The following is a 532-nucleotide window of genomic DNA, read 5'->3' on the forward strand; positions in this document are numbered from 1 at the left end:
GAACGACTGTTCACCCTTGCCCCCAACAGCTACGTGGAGATCGTGCTGATGCCGGCGCTGGTGGCGAGGGCGCGCGAACGAGCGCCGGGGATCAAGCTGCGCATGACGGCCTTCGGCAACGATCTGGCCGAGACCGGGGTCATTTCCGGCACCACGGCCATGGTGCTCGGCCGGATCGTCGATCCGCCGGACAACCTCGTCGTCCAGCATCTCATGGACGATGGGCTGGCCTGCGTGGTGCGCAAGGACCATCCCGGCGTGCGGGACCGGATTTCCCGAGAACAGTACGAAATGCTCAAGCATGTGAACGTGCTGCCGCCGGGCCGGCTGCGCGCGGGTGTCTTCCAGGCATTGGGGCAGCAAAACCTCAAGCGCGAGGTTGCGGTTTCCGTCACGCATTTCCTTGCCGTGCCGGAGATGCTTGCCGTCACCGACTATTGCGCAACGCTGCCGAAGCTTATCTGCCGCAGTCTGGAGCGCGATCCCCGGCTGAAGGGGCTGCCGACGCCGGTCGACCTCGGCACCTTTCCGG

At 65.6% G+C, this 532-nt stretch carries 1 protein-coding gene; it reads left to right on the forward strand.

Going from position 1 to position 532, the window contains the following annotated elements:
- Positions 1-532 (forward strand): LysR substrate-binding domain-containing protein (locus tag EOA29_RS39520; RefSeq protein ID WP_245468848.1); only part of this gene is annotated, 532 nt, incomplete at both ends.

Source organism: Mesorhizobium sp. M1E.F.Ca.ET.063.01.1.1, assembly GCF_003998155.1.
Lineage (GTDB): Bacteria > Pseudomonadota > Alphaproteobacteria > Rhizobiales > Rhizobiaceae > Mesorhizobium.